At 61.6% G+C, this 15,452-nt stretch carries 13 protein-coding genes; 10 read left to right on the top strand and 3 right to left on the bottom strand.

What is annotated here, in order from left to right:
• Genes VNX23_RS13525 through VNX23_RS13515 form a run of 3 tightly spaced genes read left to right on the top strand, consistent with a single transcriptional unit; the run spans position 1 to position 2,537 of the window.
• A complete protein-coding gene (locus VNX23_RS13525) occupies positions 1-1,404 on the top strand; it encodes an AtzE family amidohydrolase (RefSeq protein ID WP_325630823.1) in 1,404 nt (467 codons plus the stop codon).
• 3 nt (positions 1,405-1,407) lie between these two features.
• Complete coding sequence (gene hpxZ, locus VNX23_RS13520; RefSeq protein WP_325630738.1) at positions 1,408-1,806, top strand: oxalurate catabolism protein HpxZ; 399 nt, start codon at positions 1,408-1,410, stop codon at positions 1,804-1,806.
• Positions 1,803-2,537 carry a GntR family transcriptional regulator gene (locus VNX23_RS13515; RefSeq protein WP_325630737.1) on the top strand — a complete coding sequence of 245 codons (735 nt, stop codon included), beginning with the start codon at positions 1,803-1,805 and terminating at the stop codon, positions 2,535-2,537. Before hpxZ ends, VNX23_RS13515 begins: the two co-directional genes overlap by 4 nt.
• Positions 2,538-2,778: 241 nt before the next feature.
• Here VNX23_RS13515 and atzF read toward each other — a convergent pair whose 3' ends face one another.
• Together atzF and VNX23_RS13505 are read right to left on the bottom strand one after the other, a co-directional pair.
• Complete coding sequence (gene atzF, locus VNX23_RS13510) at positions 2,779-4,569, bottom strand: allophanate hydrolase (RefSeq protein WP_325630735.1); 1,791 nt, start codon at positions 4,567-4,569, stop codon at positions 2,779-2,781.
• Between the two features lie 390 nt (positions 4,570-4,959).
• The gene (locus VNX23_RS13505) at positions 4,960-6,243 is read right to left on the bottom strand and encodes an NAD(P)/FAD-dependent oxidoreductase (RefSeq protein ID WP_325630733.1); all 1,284 of its coding nucleotides are present in this window, start codon (positions 6,241-6,243) and stop codon (positions 4,960-4,962) included.
• A 106-nt stretch (positions 6,244-6,349) separates the two neighbouring features.
• Between VNX23_RS13505 and VNX23_RS13500 the strand changes: the two genes are divergently transcribed.
• The 7 genes from VNX23_RS13500 (at position 6,350) to VNX23_RS13470 (ending at position 13,511) form a co-directional block, all read left to right on the top strand.
• Entirely contained in the window at positions 6,350-6,928 is a 579-nt protein-coding gene (locus tag VNX23_RS13500; RefSeq protein WP_325630732.1) for a hypothetical protein, read from the top strand.
• A gap of 295 nt (positions 6,929-7,223) precedes the next feature.
• Positions 7,224-8,396, top strand: a complete 1,173-nt coding sequence (locus VNX23_RS13495) for an ABC transporter substrate-binding protein (protein WP_325630730.1) — start codon at positions 7,224-7,226, stop codon at positions 8,394-8,396.
• Between the two features lie 451 nt (positions 8,397-8,847).
• A complete protein-coding gene (locus tag VNX23_RS13490; protein WP_414642992.1) occupies positions 8,848-10,041 on the top strand; it encodes an ABC transporter substrate-binding protein in 1,194 nt (397 codons plus the stop codon).
• A 124-nt stretch (positions 10,042-10,165) separates the two neighbouring features.
• Entirely contained in the window at positions 10,166-11,083 is a 918-nt protein-coding gene (locus VNX23_RS13485; RefSeq protein WP_325630728.1) for a branched-chain amino acid ABC transporter permease, read from the top strand.
• The gene (locus VNX23_RS13480) at positions 11,080-12,027 is read left to right on the top strand and encodes a branched-chain amino acid ABC transporter permease (protein ID WP_325630727.1); all 948 of its coding nucleotides are present in this window, start codon (positions 11,080-11,082) and stop codon (positions 12,025-12,027) included. Before VNX23_RS13485 ends, VNX23_RS13480 begins: the two co-directional genes overlap by 4 nt.
• Before the next feature lie 4 nt (positions 12,028-12,031).
• Complete coding sequence (locus VNX23_RS13475) at positions 12,032-12,799, top strand: ABC transporter ATP-binding protein (protein ID WP_325630819.1); 768 nt, start codon at positions 12,032-12,034, stop codon at positions 12,797-12,799.
• Positions 12,792-13,511, top strand: coding sequence for an ABC transporter ATP-binding protein (locus VNX23_RS13470; protein WP_325630725.1), 720 nt, complete (start codon positions 12,792-12,794; stop codon positions 13,509-13,511). Before VNX23_RS13475 ends, VNX23_RS13470 begins: the two co-directional genes overlap by 8 nt.
• A 467-nt stretch (positions 13,512-13,978) precedes the next feature.
• Here the strand turns inward: VNX23_RS13470 and VNX23_RS13465 are convergent, their stop codons facing one another.
• Entirely contained in the window at positions 13,979-15,364 is a 1,386-nt protein-coding gene (locus tag VNX23_RS13465) for an FAD-binding oxidoreductase (RefSeq protein ID WP_325630723.1), read from the bottom strand.
• Between the last annotated feature and the right edge of the window lie 88 nt (positions 15,365-15,452).

Genomic DNA, 15,452 nt, shown 5'->3' with positions numbered 1-15,452 from the left:
ATGGGAGCAAGCCCAGGGCACGACGGTCGCTCGGCCTCCGAGATCGCGCAAGCCGTCAAGAGCGGAAAGCTCTCCGCGCTCGGCGCGGTCGAGGCGGCGCTGTCGCGAATCGGAAGATACGATTCCATCCTGAACTCGTTCACCGACATCACGGCGGAACGTGCGCGCGAAAGCGCCCGCAAGGTCGACGCGGCCGTCGCCGCCGGCAAAAATCCCGGACCGCTTGCCGGCGTGCCGTTCGCGGTGAAGAACCTGTTCGACGTGAGGGGATTGCCTACCCGCGCGGGATCGAAGATCAACCGCGATTGTCCGCCGGCTTCTCGCGATGCCACGCTGATCGAGCGGCTGGAGGCGGCCGGCGCCGTGCTGGTCGGTGCGCTCAATATGGGCGAATACGCCTACGACTTCACCGGCGAGAATATTCACGACGGCCCAAGCCGCAATCCGCACGACGTCACGCGCATGACCGGCGGCTCCTCTGGCGGCTCCGGCAGCGCGGTCGGCGGCGCGCTCGTGCCGCTGGCATTGGGATCGGATACCAACGGTTCGATCCGGGTGCCGTCCTCGTTTTGCGGAATCTTCGGACTGAAACCGACCTACGGACGGCTGTCCCGTGCGCGATCGTTTCCTTTCGTCTCGAGCTTCGACCATGTCGGCCCGCTGGCGCGCAACGTCACCGATCTCGCGCTCGCCTACGATGCGATGCAGGGACATGATCCGGACGATCCGGTGTGTACGATGAGGCCGAGCGAACCGGTCTCGCCGCTGCTGGCGCAGGGCGCCGACAATTTGAGGATCGCCATAGCTGGCGGATATTTCCAGAACAACCTCTTCCCGGAAGCGACGCAAGCGGTTGATCACATCGCCGAGGCGCTTGGCGTGACGCGGACGGTGGAGATTCCGCAAGCCGGGCGCGCCCGCGCAGCCGCCTATGTGATTTCCACCTGCGAGGGCGCGGCGCTTCATCTCGACCGCCTTCGCAAGCAGCCGAACGACTACGACCCGGCAGTGCGCGATCGCCTGATCGCGGGCGCCATGATTCCGGCGCCGCTCGTCGTTCGCGCGCAAAAATTCCGCCGCTGGTATCGCGAGCGGGTGCTGGAATTGTTCAGCTCGGTCGACGTCATCATCGCCCCGGCGACGCCCTGTATCGCGCCGAAACTCGGACAGGTGAACTTCGTGCTCGACGGCGTCGAGCTGCCGGTGCGCGCCAATATCGGCATCCACACCCAGCCAATTTCCTTTGTCGGACTTCCGGTGATCGCCGTTCCCGTTCCGCTCGAGCCGATGCCGATCGGAGTGCAGATCATTGCTGCGCCGTGGCGGGAGGACATGGTTTTTCGCGTGGCTCACGCGCTCGAGCGCCTTGGCGCGGTGGCCGCGCCGCGACCGAGAGGAATTTGAGAGATGGAGATCGATCTTCCCGACGTGGTGGCCGAGGTGAAGCAGCAGTTCGCGCGCTATGAAAAGGCGCTGGTGACGAACGACGTCGCCGTGCTCGACGAGTTGTTCCGCGCCGATTCCCGCACCCTGCGCTATGGCGTGGGCGAAAATCTCTACGGCTATGACGCCATCATGGCGTTTCGCGCGGCGCGCTCGCCGGCTGGCCTGATGCGCAGGACTGAGAAGACCGTGATCACGGCCTATGGCCGCGACACGGCGGTAGCATCTACGCTGTTTTACCGCGATACAGCGCCCGGCAAGGTCGGGCGGCAGATGCAGACATGGGTGCGATTTCCGCAAGGATGGAAGATCGTCGCCGCGCATGTCAGCGTCATCGACGAACCGAAAGATCAAAAGACATGAGTCTTGACGATCTTCCGACCGAGACGCCCTTAAGTCCCGGCGGGAACGTGCCGCTGGTTCGCCGCGTCGACCGCCCTTCGCCCTTTCGGGACAAGGTCACGCGCGCCGAGGAGCTGCGCCTGCAACTGGCGGACGAGATCGTGCGCGGGGGCCTCAAGCCGGGAACCGCGCTTGATGAGACCGATATTGCGCGCCGCTTCAACGTGTCACGTACGCCGGTGCGCGAGGCGTTGCGGCAGCTCGTGGCGTCAGGCCTGGTCGAGGCGCGCGCGCATCGCGGCGCGGTGGTGGCGCAGCCCTCGATCGAGCGGTTGACCGGGATGTTCGAGGCGATGGCGGAGCTGGAAGCGCTGTGCGCAGGTCTTGCCGCCGAACGAATGGCGCCGGCGGAGCGCTACCGGCTCGAGGCCGTCCACGAAGAGCTGCGACTTCTCAGTTATGCCGGCAATCCCGAGCGGTTTCACGAGGTCAACGAACGTTTTCACAACTCGATCTATGCCGGCTCGCGCAACGGCTACATCGCCGAGATCACCCTGGCCACGCGGGTGCGCGTGCAACCGTTCCGCCGCGCCCAGTTCCGCAATCTTGGCAGGCTCGCGAAATCGCATGCCGAGCACGACCGCGTCGTGGTGGCGATCCTGCGCGGCGACCGCGCAGGCGCTGCGGCCGCGATGCGCGCCCATATCGAGCTCGTGCGCGACGAATACGAACTCTACGCGGTGTCGGTGTAGATGCCAGTCATTCCGGGATGGTGCGTTATAGCGTTTTCGAGCGAAGTGGAGACCGGTTCGCGTGAAGAAAACGCGTCAAAACAAAAGAGTAGAGCCCGGTTTTGATTCTATCAAAACCGAATAGGCTCTAGCACCAGACCTCAGATGCGCAATTGCGCATCGGGGAATCTCGAGATTCTCTGATGCGCAATTGCACATCATAGTTCGAAGCTTCGCTTCGCCCCGGAATGACGGAGGGTAATTACCCCGCCTTCGCCACAAACGCGCGCCAGCCGCCGAATGCAGAAATTTCGCGCGCGCCGTTGATGTCGGCCGCTTCGACCAGAAAGCCCTTCACCCCACGACCGTCCTTGAGGCGCACCGTGCCGATCGACAGCGGCGGCGGTATAGCGGCGACGAACTTCCCGAATGAGGCTGCCGGCAGCGCCCAGATTTCCAGCTCGATCGACGCACCGGCTCCCGTCTCCACGCGCAACATGCCCGGCTTCGGTGGCGTGGTCTTGAGCGCATAAAGCCGGTAGTCCGGCGCGGTGACGGTCGCTTCCAGTAAACGTCCGCCCAGCGCCTTCAACTCGCCATTGAGCGCCATGCCCGAGAGGTGCGCGCCGACCACCGCGATCGGGATTTCGTCACCACTCAGGCCTGACGCCGTCTCTCGCAGCGGCGTTTGCGCCACGCCTTTGGCGCCGAGCGTCAGCCTGGTTTCGGCGTGGAAAACCCGCCCCATGCCGGCGAGCTGCGCGTCGTGGCCGGCGGGCGCCACGAGCGTGATGCCGAATGGCACGCCGTCGCCTCTGATCGCGGAGGGCAACGCAAGGGCGCAAAGATCGAGCAGGTTGACGAAATTGGTGTAGGTCCCAAGCCTGGCGTTGAGCTCGATCGGATTGGCGAGCACCTGTGCCGTCGTGTACACGGTCGGCGTGGTCGGCAGCACCATCGCATCGATGCCATTGAAGGCGCGCTCGGCGATCCGGCGCAGAGCCTGCAAGCGGTAGAGTGCGGCGAAAGTCTCAGTGGCGGAAATCCTGCTGCCAGCGATCGTGATCTCGCGGGTGACGGGATGGATGGCGTCGGGCGAGGAAGCCAGAAGGTTTCGGATCACGAGATAACGCTCCGTGACCCACGGACCTTCGTAAAGCAGTCGCGCGGTTTCGTAGAGCGGCTCGAGATCGAATCCGACCAGCGTCGCACCGAGCCCGCTCCAGCGCTTCAGTGCCGCCTCGTAAGCGGCCTCCTGCGCCTTGTCGCCGAAAAAGATCAATTGCCCGTCGCGCGGCACGCCGAGCCGCAAGTCGGCCGGAAAAGCACCGGCACCCGCGAAGGTGCGGTTGCGCGAAAACGGATCGGCCCCGTCGGGACCGGCCATGGCTTGGAGCGCGGTTGCCGCATCGTCGACGGTGAGCGCGAACACCGAAACACAATCCAGCGTACGGCACGCCGGCACCACGCCCGCGGTCGAAACAAGGCCGAGACTCGGCTTCAGGCCGACGATGTTGTTGAGCATTGCCGGCACGCGGCCGGAACCAGCAGTATCGGTGCCAAGTGCGAGCGGTACCAGCCCTGCCGACACCGCGACCGCCGAGCCCGAGCTCGATCCGCCCGGAACAAGATCGCCGCGCATCGGATTCCTGGGAATGCCGTAAGGCGAGCGCACGCCGACGAGCCCGGTTGCGAACTGGTCGAGGTTGGTCTTGCCGATCACGATCGCGCCGGCGGCTCGCAGCCGCGCGACCGCCGTGGCGTCGAGCGATGGCGTGTAGGCATAGGCCGGGCACGCGGCCGTGGTGGGCAGGCAGGCGACGTCGATATTGTCCTTGACCGCGACCGGAATGCCGTAAAGCGGAAGCTGCGTCGCGTCTTTCGCAGCCAATGCCTCGGCCTCCGCGATCGCATCCTTTTCGTCGCGCAGCGTGATGAAAATGGCGGGATCGGCGTGATCGCGAATCCGCCGAAAACTCCGCGCGATCGTTTGCGCTGGCGAAAGCTCGCCGGCACGATGTGCGGCGACAATCGCAGCAATGGTTTCGGTCACGCGCCGCCCCGCTTGAGAAGACACCGCTCGCTCGGCAATTGCGGCCGAGGCGGCGCTTGAACTCTGAACCGGGAGGGTGGGTTCGCCATGACTGACTGCACTCCGAAGCAGCGGAATTCCTGTTCTTTTTGAAGCAAGCAGTGTGCCATTGTGTACATCGCTTGCGCGATCTTCAATTGGGAAAATCGCATCAACTTATCAATGGTTTGGAGCGTCAAGGACGGCGTATTTGCGAAATCGCAGGCGCCGCGTTGCCGTTTCCCTGGAGCATGATCCGGAAAAGTGGAAACCGGTTTTCCGAAAAGATCATGCTCAAACAAAGAGATGAGATCATGATGCGATTCCACTTAGCTCGCATCATGATCTGGGCAGCCTTTTCCGGCCCTCTCGTCAGCGCGCGACCTTGCTTGAGCCTTGCGTGATCAGCCGCGCAGCGCGCTGGTCGCGAATGTAATTCCAGAGCCAGCTGATGGCGACGCTGAGCCGGTTGCGCAGACCGATCAGGAAGTAGATGTGGGCTACGCCCCAGATCCACCATGCGATGGTGCCGCGCAGTTTGATGGTTCCGAAATCGATCACCGCCTTGCGCTTGCCGATCTGCGCAAGGCTGCCGGAATGATGATAGCGGAACGGCGCCGGCGCTTTGCCTTGCAACCGCGCCTTGATCGATGCGGCGACGTACCGGCCCTGCTGCTTGGCCGCCGGCGCAATCCCGGGCACCGGCGTTCCGTCCGGAGCCGCGACGGTGACGGTATCGCCGATCGCGAAGATGTCGGGATGACCGGGCACGGTGAGGTCGGGCAACACTTGCAGGCGGCTGGCGCGGTCGGCGGGCGCATCCAGCCATTCGGCCGCGCGTGAGGCGCGCACGCCGGCGGCCCAGATCAAGGTCTTCGCCTGCAGCCGTGTGCCGTTATAGACGACGCCGTCGGCCGAACACTCCGTGACGGCCTGGTTCAAGATGACCTCGACGCCGATGTTTTCCAGCGAGGCCTGCGCGTAGGCCGAAAGATCATCGGCAAAGCCCGCAAGCACGCGCGGTCCCGCCTCGACCAGGACGACGCGGGTCTTGTGGGTATCGATATTGCGGAAGTCGGGCGCGAGCGTGTCCTTTGCAAGCTCGGCAATGGTGCCGGCGAGTTCGACGCCGGTCGGTCCGGCGCCGATGATCACAAAGGTCAAAAGCGCCGCGCGCCGCTCCGGATCTGTCTCTTTTTCGGCCCGTTCGAAGGCGACCAGGATACGGCGCCGTAACGTGGTGGCATCTTCCAGCGTCTTCAGGCCAGGCGCGAAGGGCTCCCATTCGTCGTGGCCGAAATAGGCGTGACGCACGCCGGTTGCGAGCACCAGGGTGTCGTAGGGCACTGTGTCGCCGTCCTCGAGCACCACGCGTTTGTTGGTGGCGTCCACGCCGTTGACGTTGGCGAACAAGGTCGTGACCTCGCTCCGGTCGCGCAGGAGATAGCGGATCGGCCAGGCGATCTCGGAGGTCGCCAGCGAAGCGGTGGCGACCTGATAGAGCAGCGGCTGAAACAGATGATGGTTGCGGCGATCGATCACCGTGATCGCGACCGGCGCGCCCTTGAGCCGATATGCGCATTCCAGCCCGCCGAAGCCGGCGCCGACGATCACCACGCGATGGGCCGTTACTGGTCTGGGCGCTTCCATCGTCATCGAGCCTCTCGTCTTGGAATGTTCGCTGCGCAACACCATTCAAGAGTTTTCGTTGACAGGCGGGTGGTCCTCAAGTTGAGATACAATTTTTACGGGAGCGCGCAAAATGATGCATTCCTTTGTCCGTTTTGTGCTGGTTGTTGCATTTATTGGTGTGGTCAATTTTGGCGCTGTCGCGTTCGCCGATAACCCGAAAACGACCGCGGCCGAACAGCAATCTAAAGAGGTACTCACACCCATCCTTGTGCAGATTACGTCGAGGAGTTGTCCAGAAGCTACAACCGCCGAAGCAAGTGACGTGGCAACGGACGTTAAAAATTTCAAGCGGGAAATTCCGATGCCGATACAGGAGCTCTTGGAAGCCTGGCTCAGCTACTCGAAGTGGTACAAGGGCTTGTATTTTGGCGTCTCGATTGCCGTCATCCTGTTTGGCGCATTGGCTACAGCGCTGCAGGATGGCGAGGCTTGGTGGGCAAGATGGAAAACCATGGCGGCGATCCTTGCGACGGTTGCCGGGGGTGTGAACACCACGCTTTCGCCCGGCGCCGACTACAGGAAGTTCGACGATGCGTTCGTCGTTCTCAACACCGCAAAAGCCGCTTACATGACAAATCCCAACGTCACGCTTTGTGACGTGGGCAAGGCGGTTGCCAGTGGTGAATCGCTGATTCACAGAGGCGAATGACGTTCGATTAGCTCAGCTTGGAAAGGCGTTCGGCGGTACATCTCGCCGGTCTTGCTGAGGCGCTTCTCGAACGTAATTCGGCACTATAATTCTTGCCATGCGCAAGGCATACGAATTATGGTGCAGCTCCATGGGCATTGAGCCGAAGGTTCTAAGAGGAGGCCTTCGGTTCGCGCTTGCTGGGCAAGCGCCGTTTCGCGCACAAAACGAGGCATCCAACGCCCAGGCGCATTTTGAAACGGCGTGCGCCGATCGGTCGGCGGGATCAAGAAAATGCAAGAGGAGGGACACGAATATGAAAACGGCATTCTGGCTTGCGGGCGCGACCGCTCTGGCGCTGGCAGGCCCGGCGCATGCGGGCGATACCATCAAAATCGGCTTCGTCTCCACCTTCAGCGGGCCGACCGCCGTGATCGGCAACGACATGCGAAATTCCTTCGAGCTTGCGCTCGATCATCTTGGCCGCAAAATGGATGGCAAGCCGGTCGAGGTGATTTACGAGGACGACCAGCAAAAGCCTGATGTCGGCAAGCAGAAGACCGAGAAGCTGGTGCAGTCCGATCATGTGGACTTCATCGCCGGTTATATCTGGTCGAATGTGCTGCTCGCCTCGCTCAAGACCGCCGTCGATTCACAGACCTTCCTGATCAGCGCCAATGCCGGTCCCTCGCAGCTCGCCGGCGAATTGTGTTCGCCTTACGTGTTCTCGACCTCCTGGCAGAACGACCAGACGCCGCAGGCGGTGGGCCTTTACATGAATCAGAAGGGCGTCAAGTCGGTGTTTTTGATCGGCCCGAACTACGCGGCAGGCAAGGACATGCTGGCCGGCGTCAAGATGACGTTCAAGGGCCAGGTGATGGGCGAGGAATATACGGTCTGGCCGAGTCAGCTCGACTTCTCGGCCGAACTCTCCAAGGCGCGCAATTCGAAGGCGGAAGCCGTGTTCGTGTTCTATCCGGGCGCGGCCGGGGTGCAGTTCCTCAATCAATATACCCAGGCCGGCCTCAAGCAGCAGATCCCGCTCTACACGGCCTTTACCATCGACGAATTGTCGCTGCCGCTGCAGAAGGACAACGCGCTTTCAGTCCCCGGGGCGCAGGAATGGGTGAACGACCTGCCGAACGAGCAGAACAAGCGTTTTGTCGAAGATTACCGCAAGAAATATCCGAGCCTTCGCCCGAGCTTCTATGGCGCGCAATCCTATGACGCCGCGCAATTGATCGACAGCGCGGTGGTGGCGGTCAAAGGCGACACCAGCAAGAAGGACGCGATGAAGGCCGAGATGGAGAAGGTCAACTTCAAATCGGTGCGCGGCGCGTACAAATACGGCAACAACCACATCCCGATCCAGAATTTTTACCTGCAGGACGTGGTCAAGGATGCCGACGGGACGCTGTCGCTGAAGACGGTCGCCACCATCGTCAAGGACGATCAGGACCGCTTCCACGACAAATGCTCGATGAAGTGATCGCGGGCATTACCCACGGCAGCGGTGGCGCTGGCCTCGCCGCTGCTTTGTCGAGGGGGTCCATATGAGAACGGCATTCCAGAAGTCCGCATGATTATTACCGCGCATTCGTCATGCGGACTTCTGAGCCAAAAAGCCACACTAGAACTATGGATTTCCTGGTGTCCTTTCGATTCCGAAGCTCGTAGATGAGTATGCCGCATAGTGATACGAACTTCGGAAAGCCATGGGCACCAGCAAATTCATGATTCCAGTGCCGCTTTTCGATTTGAAGTTCCTGGATCGAATGTGCCGCTTGCACCGCAGGAACTTCAAATCGGCGGCACTAGTGCCGACTTTCCGAAGTTCGTGCTCCACCTCAGCGCCCACCTTTCACGAACTTCGGAAAGTCATGGGCACTAGCAAATTCATGATTCCAGTGCCGCTTTTCGATTTGAAGTTCCTGGATCGAATGTGCCGCTTGCACCGCAGGAACTTCAAAGCGGCGGCACTGGCGGCAGCGATGGCCGTCGCGTTTGCCGGGTCGGCCATCGCGGCGGACACCATTAGAATCGGATTCGTCAACACTTTCAGCGGTCCCAGCGCGGCGATCGGCAACGACGCGCGCAACGGCTTTGAACTCGCGCTCGACCACATCGGTCGCAAAATGAATGGCAGACCGGTCGAGGTGATCTACGAGGACGACCAGCAGAAGCCGGATGTCGGCAAGCAGAAGACCGAAAAGCTGATTCAGTCCGATCATGTGGATTTCCTCGCCGGCTATAACTGGTCGAATGTGCTGCTCGCCTCGCTCAAGCCTGCCGTCGATTCGAAGACCTTCCTGATCGGTATCAATGCCGGGCCGTCGCAGCTCGCCGGCGAATTGTGCTCCCCTTACGTGTTCTTGACCTCGTGGCAGAACGACCAGACGCCGGCGGTGATGGGCCTCTACATGAACCAGAAGGGCATCAAATCGGCGTTCCTGATCGGTCCCAACTATGCCGCCGGAAAGGATCGGCTGGCTGGCTTCAAGAGCACGTTCAAAGGCGAGGTTTTCGGCGAGGAATACACGGTATGGCCGACCCAGCTCGATTTCTCGGCCGAATTGACCAAGGCGCGCAACTCGAAGGCGGAGTCGATCTTCGCATTCTTTCCCGGTGCAGCGGGCGTTCAATTCCTCAATCAATATGTGCAAGCAGGGATGAGGCAGCAGATTCCGCTCTATACGGATGGTATGATCGACGAATTGTCGCTGCCGACGCAGAAAGAGAACGCGCTCGGCATTCTCGGCGCACTGGAATGGGTGAACGACCTCCCCAACGAGCAAAACAGGCGGTTTGTCGCCGACTACCGCAAGAAACACCCCGGCTTGCGTCCGAGCTTCTATGGCGCGCAAGCTTATGACGCAATGCAGTTGATCAATAGCGCGGTGGTTGCGGTGAAGGGCGATTTGAGCCAGAAGGACGCCATGAAAGCGGAGATGGAAAGGGCAAATTTCAAATCCGTTCGCGGCTCTTACAAGTACGGCAATAACCACGTTCCGATCCAGAACTTCTATCTTATCGACGTGGTGAAGGATACAAACGGAGAGCTTTCGCTGAAAACCGTCGCCACGATCATCGAAGACAACCAGGATCGTTTTCACGAGAAGTGTCCGATGAAATGAGCACGGATTTTGCTTGGGGAATGCGGCGGCGCTAAAAGGCCGCCGCTTTTTCTTACCCTCCCCTGGAGGGGGAGGGTGGGGATAGGTCGACAAGACCGACAAACGAGGATCGTCTCGAACACAGATGCTGCTTGTCGTCGAACAATTCTTGAACGGGTTGCAGTTCGGTCTCCTGCTGTTTCTGCTCGCAGCGGGTTTGACGCTGGTTTTCGGCATCATGGACCTCGTCAATCTCGCGCATGGCTCGCTCTACATGATGGGCGCCTATTTCGCGGCGACGTTCGTGGCAGCAAGCGGCAATTTCATCCTCGGCATAGTGATGGCGCTCGGCGCGACGCTCCTGCTCGGCATTGTGCTGGAACTGGTCGCGCTGCGGCATCTTTACGGCCGCGATCATCTCGATCACGTGCTGGCCACGTTCGGGCTGATCCTGTTTTTCAATGACATGGTGCGCCTGGTCTGGGGACCGGCAGGGCTATCGCTGCCGCTGCCCGCCTGGCTCACCGTGCCGGTGCAGATCCTGCCCGGCGTGTTTTATCCTGCATACCGGCTGGCGATCATCGCGGTGGCGCTCGCGGTCGCGTTGATGCTGTATGTCGTTGTGATGCGAACGCGCATCGGCATGTTGATACGCGCCGGCGCATCCAATAGGGAAATGATCGGCGCGCTCGGCATCAACATCCAGCTGCTCTACACTCTGGTATTCGGGCTCGGCGCCGCGCTCGCGGGCCTCGCCGGGTTGATGCAGGCGCCGATCCTCACCGTCCAGATCGGGATGGGCGAAAACATCCTCATTCTTGCCTTCGTCATCATCGTGATTGGCGGGATCGGTTCGATCCGCGGCGCCTTCGTCGCCGCCATCCTGGTCGGGATGATCGACACGCTCGGCCGCGCCTTCCTGCCCGACCTGTTGCGGCAGGTGTTGAGTTCGTCCGCGGCGTCTACCGCCGCGCCTGCGCTGTCCTCGATGCTCATCTATCTGCTGATGGCGATCGTGCTGGTGGCAAGGCCGGAGGGGCTGTTCCCGGCCAGCCGCCGATGATCGCCTTGCTCAATTCCCGCAACGTCGTCGCAGGCCTGGTCGTTGCCGGTCTCTTGTTGCTTCCGCTATTTTCCCATGCGACCGGAAACGTCTTCGTCCTGACCCTGTTCACCCGGATCGTCATCTTCGCGCTCGCTGCCGTCAGCCTCAATCTCATCATGGGCTATGGCGGCATGATGAGCTTCGGTCACGCCGCCTATCTCGGCATCGGCGGCTATGCGGTCGGCATCCTCGCGGCCGAAGGCATCGGCTCCGGTTTCGTTCAATGGCCGGTGGCACTGCTGGCATCCGCGCTGTTTGCGCTCGCCATCGGCACGCTTTCCTTGCGCACCCGCGGCGTCTATTTCATCATGATCACGCTCGCCTTTGCGCAGATGGCCTATTACGTCGCTTCAGGCCTTTCCCGCTATGGCGGCGACGATGGCCTGACCATCTACAAGCGGAGCGATTTCGGCGGCCTGATCAACCTGTCGAGCCGCGTGCAGTTCTATTATCTCTGCCTCGGCTGTTTGCTCGGCGGAATTTACCTGGTCTGGCGCATCATCAATTCACGCTTTGGCATGGTCGTGCAGGGGCTGCGCTCCAACGAACAGCGCATGCAAGCCATCGGCTTTCCCGCCAACCGCTACAAGCTGGTTTGCTTTGTCATTGCGGGCACGATGTGCGGGCTCGCCGGCGCGCTGCTCGCCAACAATACCGATTTCATCAGCCCGGCCGTGATGTACTGGACGCGCTCGGGCGACCTGATGGTGATGGTCATCCTCGGCGGCATGGGCACGCTGTTTGGGCCCGTGGTCGGTGCGATCTTCTATCTCGTGCTGGAAGAATTCCTGTCGCAGTTCACGGAATACTGGGCGATGATCATGGGCCCGCTCTTGCTGTTGGTTGTGCTGTTCGGGCGTGGCGGCATCATGGGCCTGGTCGGGAGGCTTTCGCGTGCCTGAACCGTTGCCAAAACCCCTACTAAGTGTCGAAAATCTGGTCCGCAGGTTTGGCGGCATTATCGCGACCGACAATCTCTCGCTCGAGTTCGCGGCTGGCGAACTGCACGCGATCATCGGTCCGAACGGCGCCGGCAAGACCACGCTGATCAGCCAGTTGATCGGGCAATTGCGCCCGAGCGGGGGCAGCATTCGTTTTGCCGGCGAGGACATCACCTTCGTGCCGGCGTGGCGGCGCAGCCGTCTTGGCCTGGCGCGTTCGTTCCAGATCACCTCGCTGTTGCGGGACTTCACCGCCGCGGACAATGTCGCGCTCGCCGTACAGGCCCGCGAAGGCCACTCGTTTCGCTTCTGGGGCAATGCGCGCAAGGAAAAACCGCTCCGCGACGCGGCGCATTCGGCGCTCGCCAGGGTCGGGCTCGGCCATCGCGCCGAGGCGCTGGTGTCGGAATTGAGCCACGGCGAACAGCGCGAGCTTGAACTCGCGGTTGCGCTCGCTAGCCAACCGCAATTGCTGTTGCTGGATGAGCCGATGGCGGGCCTTGGCGCAACGGAGTCGGCGCGCATGGTAAAACTTCTCGCCGATTTGCGGCGCGAGGTCACCATCATCCTGGTCGAGCACGACATGAACGCGGTGTTCGCGCTCGCCGACCGCATCACCGTGCTGGTCTACGGGCGCGTCATCGCCTCCGGCCTGCCTGCGGCGATCCGCCTGAACGAAGAGGTCAAGCGCGCCTATCTCGGCGATCAGCATGTGGTGACGCGCCATGGCTGAAGGATCGCTGCTGCTCGAGGTCGAGGCAATCGAGACCTGCTACGGCTTGAGCCAGGTGCTGTTCGGCATGTCGCTCAAAGTTCGCGCCGGCGAGATGGTGGCGCTGATGGGCCGCAACGGCATGGGCAAGACCACGACCATCCGCTCCATCATGGGATTGACGCCGGCGCGAGCCGGCCAAATCCGCCTCGGTGGAAAGGAGGTTCGTGGTATGCCTCCGTTCCGGATTGCGCAGCTCGGAATTGGCCTCGTCCCCGAGGGACGACAGATTTTCCCCAATCTCACTGTCCACGAAAATCTGGTGGCGGCTTCTGCCAACCGGCTTGGCGGCGCCAATCCCTGGACCATCGACAGGATCCATGCCCTGTTTCCGCGGCTCGCCGAGCGCCGCGCCAACATGGGCAACCAGCTCTCCGGCGGTGAACAGCAGATGCTCGCCATCGGCCGCGCGCTGATGACCAATCCGCGGCTGTTGATCCTGGACGAGGCCACCGAGGGGCTGGCGCCGTTGATCCGCGTGGAAATCTGGAACTGCCTGTCGATGCTCAAGGCTCAGGGCCAGTCGGTGCTGGTAATCGACAAGAACGTCGAACATCTTACCCGCATCGCCGATCGCCACTTCATCATCGAGCGCGGCCGCGCGGTTTGGAGCGGCACGTCCGAGCAGTTGATCGCCGAGCCCGATTTGCAGCACAAATATCTCGGGATTTGAATTTTCTTGTCTATTGCGCAACAAAATCAAGGGAGCGGAATGAAAACCCTGACCGAGCCATTCGCGAGCGCTGCTATCCGAAAGCGGACATCCGAGATGCGCATGAGCAAGAGAGCTTCCGCTGGTTGACGCGAATCTGCTCTGAAAAGCCAATTTCTGTTTCTTCGTTCTTCATATCGCTACAACCTTATCGGCAGTTCCTCACTCGAAGTCGGGCGCAATCATGGCTGCTTGCTCCTTCACATTCTTGGAGGCGTGGTGGACGAGCGGTGTTGCGCACGCCTGCGACGAACGGCCCGGGAGCTCGTTTGCGACGGTGAACCGCCCTGAGAAAAACTAGGAAAAAGATTATGATCATGTTCGATCGCTCCGCTTCCCGGGCAACCGGCAGCCTCTCGGATACCGGTCCGATACCGCTGCCGGACGGTCAGGCAGTGCCGCCCCGGTGTCTCTGTGAGGCTTGAGGGTCACGCGATGTCGGCCAACGCACGGCTGACCGGCAACGGAATGGCCGATTGAAAGATATTGTCAGGATCGTAGTGGCGCTTGGCCCTGATGAGCCGTCGCGCATTGCGGCCGTAGCTTTGCATCACACGGTCCGACTCTTCGCCCGCGGCGAGCAAATTGGGATACGCGCCAGGAAGAGCCAGAGCATCGAAGGCGTGACGTGTGGCGCGAGCCCATTGCCAATGATGCTCCTCCTCTGACTTGTCAGCCCGGCCGTCGCACGCGGCGAGAATTTCGACGAGCAGGTGATCGCGACGCAGACCGAACGCGGTCGCCTCCTCAGGCACGCGGGAAGCCGCGCCCTTGAACTCGTGGGTGAAGATGGCGCAGCCCGGCGAGACTGCAGCCTCCATAGCATGGATGAAAATATCGATGGCCGTGCTTCCAAGCTCGGGCAGCCAGCACGTCTCCATGAAAGTTCTTCGTCCATTCACAATGTATGGGTCGAACGCGGTCAGCAATGCCCTATAAGGCATCGCACTAACCGTGCCGGCAAGCAGCGTTCCAAGTTTGAGAAAGGGCGCGACTCGCGCTTCGCCCTCTGCCGGCGCACCGCACCACGTCGGCACGACCATCACAGCAGGCATGCCGTCCGGGCCGCCGACGATGCCAACCTGGACCGAAAATTCATCGGGCATCAGATCCGCAAGCTCGGCGCAGCCGCGGAGAACCGTCCTCGCTTCGACGAACGGATAAATGAGCATGCCCGAGCAGACAGCGAACATTTCGTGAAGACGGTGCCGCATGATGGTCACGACGCCGAAGTTTCCGCCGCCGCCTCGCAATGCCCAGAACAGGTCGGCTTCGTTGTGGTCGTCCGTTGCAACGACGCGTCCGTCCGCAAGAACAACCTCTGCACCAACAAGATTATCGAGGGTCAGCCCGAAGCGACCGATCAACGGCCCATAACCACCGCCCAAGGTGATGCCGGCCATGCCAACGCTGCCGACCGAGCCCGTCACGGCAACCAGGCCGTGTGGCTCCGTCACATTGAGAACGTCGGCGATCAGCGCACCCCCCGAAATTTGCGCCACTTGTTCATGAGGATCGGCGATCACGCCGTTCATCGCGCTCAGATCGAGCACGATTCCGTTGCATAGGGAGCGACAGGCCCAATCATGGCCGCCTCCTCGCACCGAGATCGGAAGATCACGATCGCGTGCGGTTCGAATGGCCCATCGAACATGTTCGGCCTTGAGGCAGTGCACGACGGCATTGGGCATTCGGCCCGCCGGCTTCGCCCAGATTGCCGTTGCCGCGGCGTATCCGTCATCACCCGGTAACGAGACGCGGCATTGCACTTGCTCACCAAGGCGCTGCAACCGTCTACCAATCGGATCCGTCATGTTTGCCTCTTCCGATGTCGCGATGGGAACATCGCGATTCCACGATGTCTCGACCGTGGTTTAGGGGAGAGGGCTGCAGCTGGTCGTG

This window comes from Bradyrhizobium sp. (assembly GCF_035570375.1).
Classification (GTDB): Bacteria; Pseudomonadota; Alphaproteobacteria; order Rhizobiales; family Xanthobacteraceae; genus Bradyrhizobium.
The sequence above is the reverse complement of the archived record's forward strand: the minus strand, read 5'-3'. Positions and strand labels throughout refer to the sequence as shown.